This is a genomic window from Arthrobacter sp. I3 (assembly GCF_000520575.1).
Taxonomy (GTDB): Bacteria; Actinomycetota; Actinomycetes; order Actinomycetales; family Micrococcaceae; genus Arthrobacter; species Arthrobacter humicola_A.
Genome location: NZ_KI914935.1, coordinates 1 through 4,959 on the forward strand (window position 1 = coordinate 1; position 4,959 = coordinate 4,959).

The following is a 4,959-nucleotide window of genomic DNA, read 5'->3' on the forward strand; positions in this document are numbered from 1 at the left end:
GGCGGCGACCCGGCCGGCGGCGCATGGCGCGGCTGGTTCCGGCTGCCGCTGCGCCCGGCAGAGCTTGAGGCCAAGGCCGCCGCGATGGCGGCACATGTGTCCCAGGTCCGCCCGCTCTCCGGGCTGCCGGGCGACGAGGTGCTCCTGCCTCCGGCCTTCCTGGCACACTTTGAGCGGACCTGGGAGACGTTTGCCTGGCACCCTGCGATCGCCCCGGTCGACGGCCAGGCGGTCAGCCCTGCGGACGGCCCGGGCGATGGCCCGGGCGATGGCGGGTCCCGGCGGCCCTTCGTCGCGGGCGACGCGGAGCGCGTGTTCGATGCGGTCCACGCCCGGGAGGAGGACCCCTGGCAGTACACCTCGAGCTGGTACGAGCAGCGCAAACGCACCCTCACGCTCGCCGCGCTGCCCGGCAGCAGCTACACGTCCGGGTTGGAGATCGGCTGCTCCATCGGGACCCTGAGCGTGGAACTCGCGCCGCGGTGCGGAAGCTTCCTCGCCGTCGATGCCAGCGGCACCGCGCTGGACGGTGCCGCCAGGCGGCTCGTGCACCTGCCCGCGGCGACGACGCGACACCTGACCGTCCCAAACGAGTGGCCGGACGGATCGTTCGATCTGATCGTGGTTTCAGAGGTGGGCTACTACCTCTCACCGGCAGAGCTCGCCGGACTGTTCGACCGGATTCAAGGCTCGATCATGCCCGGCGGGACCCTCGCGCTGTGCCACTGGCGGCACCCCATTTCCGGCTGGGAACTCGACGGCGACGCGGTCCACGCCGCGGCCCGGCGGCACCTGGGCTGGGCGGGCGGCGGGACCTACCAGGAGCGCGACTTTGTGCTCGAGGTGTTCCTTGCCCCGGACGCTATACCGGGTGCCGCGCCGGGCCTGGGCGGCCCGGAACGGATGCGGTGACCCCGATGACGGCGTTGCCATTGCCGCGCGGGCACCGCATCGACCGGGTCGCCGTCGTCATGCCCGCAAACAACGAGGAAGACCACCTGGAACTGGCGTTGGAGGCCGTCCAGCGGTCCGCGGACGCCCTCCGCAGGGTCCGGTCCGACGTCGCGACCCGGGTGACGGTGGTACTGGACAGCTGCACGGACGGCTCCGCCGCCGTCATGGCCGGCTTCGCAGCCTCGGACCCGCGTTTCAGCGCACTGGAGGTCAGCTACCGCAGCGCCGGCGCCAGCCGGGCCGCTGGCGTCCGGGCCTCCGGCATCGGCGTGACCCGGCGGCGGCCGCCCGGCCAGCGCTGGACGCCGCCGCCCTGGGCCGGCCGGACCTGGCTGGCCAACACCGACGCCGATTCCAGGGTGCCGGAGAACTGGCTGGTGCGCCAGCTGGAGTTCGCCGAGGCCGGGGCCGACGCCGTGCTGGGTTCCGTGGAACCGGACCCCGCCGGGATGGACCCTGAACTGCTCCGGTGCTGGCACGAACGCCACCCCTTCCGAGAGGACCACCCGCATATCTATGGCGCGAATTTCGGGGTCCGGGCTTCCGCCTATCTTGCCGCCGGAGGGTTCGCCCGGGTCACGTCCGAAGAAGACCGGACCCTGGTGCACAGCCTCCGCAGCCGCGCCTTCACGGTCACCGCAACGGACAGCATCAGGGTCATGACCTCCGGCCGGACCCATGCCCGGGCGCCCCACGGCTTTGGCACCTACCTGCGGAGCCTGGGCCACCTGCTGCCGCCTGCCAGCTGAAGATTCATTGACGCCGGGACCCGACCGCTCCACACTGAAGAAGTGACGGACGATGCGAAAGAACCCAGCATTGATCAGGTTGTCGAGCGTCTGGCTGCCAGGTTTCCGCACGTGCCGCGGATGCACATCGCCGGGATCGTCGGCGAGGAATTCGATGCCCTGAACGCAGGCCGGATCCGGACCTACATACCCACACTGGTTGAGCGCGGTGCCCGCGTGCGGCTCAAGAGCGAGTTCGGAATCAGCGCCGCCGAAGACTAGCGCACGTGACGCCACCCCCTAGCCGCGAGTTCGCCGGATGCGCGCGACCCGGCACCCCCGCACCCCGCGCGACCCCAGCACCCTCGAGTTCGCCGGATCCGCGCGACATCGCCGTATAGTTCCGGCGATCCCGCAGGTGTCCGGCGATTTCGACGGCGGCGGCCCGGGGCAGCCGGCACAGTAGCCGGAGGGGGCGCGCGGGTCCAAAGCCCCTGACCCCGGGATGCCGGTCCCGCGCAGTATGGGTCCACCGACAACGCACAGGAGTGCTGTGATGGCTGAATGGCCCGTGATGTGGTTTGACGAGATCGGCATGGCCGACGTCCCGCGGGTCGGCGGGAAGAACGCCTCGCTCGGCGAGCTCATCCGGACCCTCCAAGGCGAGGGGATACGGGTCCCTGACGGGTTCGCCACCACAGCCGCCGCGTACCGCTCGTTCGTCGCGGCCAACGGGATCGACGCCGCCATGCGATCGCGCATTGCCGCCTACCGGGCCGGGGATGCCACACTGCGCGCCACCGGCGAGGCCATCCGGGACCTGTTCCTGGCCAGCGAGTTCCCCGGCGACATCGCCGAAGCCATCCGCGCCCACTACCGGACCCTGGGGGACCGGGCCGGCATGGACCGGCTCGCCGTGGCCGTGCGCAGCAGCGCGACGGCGGAGGATCTCCCGGACGCGAGCTTCGCCGGGCAGCAGGAGACCTTCCTGAACATCGCGGGTGAGCGGGAACTGCTGGACGCCTGTCGCCGCTGTTACGCCTCACTCTTCACGGACCGGGCCATCAGCTACCGCGAGGTCAAGGGCTTCGACCACATGGACGTTGCCCTCTCGATCGGCGTCCAGCGGATGGTGCGCTCCGACGTCGGCGCCTCCGGGGTGATGTTCTCCATCGATACCGACTCGGGCTTTCCCCGCGCCGCCGTCATCAGCGCGGCCTGGGGCCTTGGCGAAACCGTCGTCCAGGGCACCATCAATCCGGACAAGTACCTGGTCTTCAAGCCGCTCCTGACAGAGTCCGCGGCCGCGGAGGGCATCACCCCGATCATCGAGAAATCCCTCGGCTCCAAGGCCCGGAAAATGGTCTACAGCCGCGGCGGGAGCGCCCGCACCCGGATGGTGGACACCTCGGAGGCCGAGCGCCGGGCCTTCGTGCTGGGCGACGCCGAGATCCTCGCCCTCGCCCGCTGGGCCGTCACGGTCGAAAACCACTACGGCCGGCCCATGGACATGGAATGGGCCCGCGACGGAGAGACCGGGGAACTCTTCATGGTCCAGGCCCGGCCCGAGACGGTCCAGTCACGCCGGACCGGGCCGCAGTTCACCATCCACCACCTGCTGGAACAGGGGCCCGTGCTCGCCACTGGATCGGCCATCGGCGACTCGATTGCGCACGGCACGGCCTGCGTCATCCGGACCGCGGCGGACATCGCGGCGTTCCGCGACGGCGCCATCCTCGTGACCGAAATGACCGACCCGGACTGGGTGCCCATCATGAAACGGGCAGCCGGGATCGTCACGGACCACGGCGGCCCCACGAGCCACGCGGCGATCGTCAGCCGCGAGCTGGGTGTCCCCGCCGTCGTCGGAACCGGCAACGCCACGGCCGTCCTGGCCGAGGGCCGGCCCGTGACGATCTCCTGCGCCGAAGGTGATCTGGGCCGGGTCTACGACGGCACCCTGGCGTTCGAAACCGAAGAGGTGGACCTCGGCGCGCTGCCTGCGACGCGCACGGCCGTCATGGTCAACATCGCCAGCCCAGCCGCGGCCTTCCAGTGGTGGCGGCTGCCGGCGGACGGCGTCGGGCTTGCCCGGATGGAATTCATCATCAGCAGCCTGATCCGCGTCCATCCCATGGCGCTTGTCCACCCGGAACGGGTCACGGATCCGGCCGAGGCGCGCCAGATCCGGGAGCTGGCGCAGGCCTATGCGGACCCGGCCGAGTACTTCGTGGACGCCCTGTCGCTGGGGATCGCCAAGATCGCCGCGCCGTATTATCCGCGCCCCGTGATTGTCCGGCTCAGCGACTTCAAGACCAACGAATACGCCCACCTGCTCGGCGGTGGCGCCTTCGAGGAACCGGAAGAGAATCCCATGCTCGGGTTCCGCGGCGCCTCGCGCTACTACGACCCCCGTTACCGCGAGGGGTTCGCGCTCGAATGCGCCGCGCTCAAACGTGTCCGCGAGAAGCTCGGGTTCACCAACGTGATTGTCATGGTGCCGTTTTGCCGCACGCCGCAGGAGGCGGACAAGGTCCTGGCCGTGATGGCCGAGCATGGTTTGGTCCGCGGCAGCAACGGGCTGCAGGTCTACATGATGTGCGAAATCCCGTCCAACGTGGTCCTGGCCGAGAAGTTCGCCACGCGGTTCGACGGGTTCTCGATCGGCTCCAACGACCTCACCCAGCTGGTCCTGGGCGTGGACCGTGACTCCGGCCAGCTCGCGGCGCTCTTCGATGAGCGGGACGAGGCCGTGATGGCGATGATCAGCGAGGCCATCCGCAAGGCCCACGCCGCCGGCATCAAGATCGGCATTTGCGGGCAGGGACCGAGCAACCACCCGGAGTTCGCCGCGTTCCTCGCGCGCGAAGGGATCGACTCGATCTCCCTGAACCCGGACAGCTACCTCAAGACCGTGCCGCGGATCGCGGAAGCGGAGACTGAGTCAGCCGTCGCGGCGGCAGAGACAGAGTCAGCCAGGAAATAGTCATCCCGGTAGCGGGGCCTGCCGCGCGCTTTCCCGGGACCGCACCGGGCTGGCTGCGCCGTGGCGGCCGGGGCCGAGTGAACGCAGGGCATTGAGGATCGTGGCGAGGTCCACCAGTTCCTGGGACAGCGCGCCGGCGATGGCCGGCACGTAGCCCGCGGCCGCGGCCAGCATGAGGGCCACGCTCAGGCCGATGCCGATCCAGATGCTCTGCAGGGCCACCTGCACGGTGCGTTGCCCGATCCGGACGGCGGTCCCCACCTTGGAGAGGTCGTCGAGGATGATCACGAC

4 protein-coding genes and 1 pseudogene are annotated in these 4,959 nt (G+C 70.2%); 4 read left to right on the forward strand and 1 reads right to left on the reverse strand.

The genetic code is table 11. The features are described from left to right. The 4 genes from Y706_RS25585 to ppsA form a co-directional block, all read left to right on the forward strand. The coding region (locus Y706_RS25585) for a class I SAM-dependent DNA methyltransferase (RefSeq protein WP_043436202.1) at positions 1 to 912 on the forward strand (912 nt) is incomplete at its 5' end. Between the two features lie 5 nt (positions 913 to 917). Then, the gene (locus tag Y706_RS0114345) at positions 918 to 1,703 is read left to right on the forward strand and encodes a glycosyltransferase family 2 protein (protein WP_043436213.1); all 786 of its coding nucleotides are present in this window, start codon (positions 918 to 920) and stop codon (positions 1,701 to 1,703) included. Positions 1,704 to 1,745: 42 nt separating this feature from the next. Beyond that, a complete protein-coding gene (locus Y706_RS0114350) occupies positions 1,746 to 1,964 on the forward strand; it encodes a three-helix bundle dimerization domain-containing protein (RefSeq protein WP_028277122.1) in 219 nt (72 codons plus the stop codon). A 274-nt stretch (positions 1,965 to 2,238) separates the two neighbouring features. Continuing rightward, positions 2,239 to 4,668 (forward strand): phosphoenolpyruvate synthase, encoded by a 2,430-nt coding sequence (gene ppsA / locus Y706_RS0114355; protein ID WP_043436203.1) that lies wholly within the window; start codon positions 2,239 to 2,241, stop codon positions 4,666 to 4,668. On the opposite strand, the pseudogene Y706_RS30275 reads toward ppsA, so the two are convergent. Beyond that, positions 4,669 to 4,959 (reverse strand): annotated as a pseudogene (locus tag Y706_RS30275) (heavy metal translocating P-type ATPase); the annotation flags it as partial. It lies immediately after the preceding gene.

Excerpts from the sequence above, each read along its gene's own strand:
- Y706_RS0114345 (WP_043436213.1), top strand. The coding sequence starts at position 918 with ATGACGGCGTTGCCATTGCCGCGCGGGCACCGCATCGACCGGGTCGCC.
- ppsA (WP_043436203.1), top strand. The coding sequence starts at position 2,239 with ATGGCTGAATGGCCCGTGATGTGGTTTGACGAGATCGGCATGGCCGAC.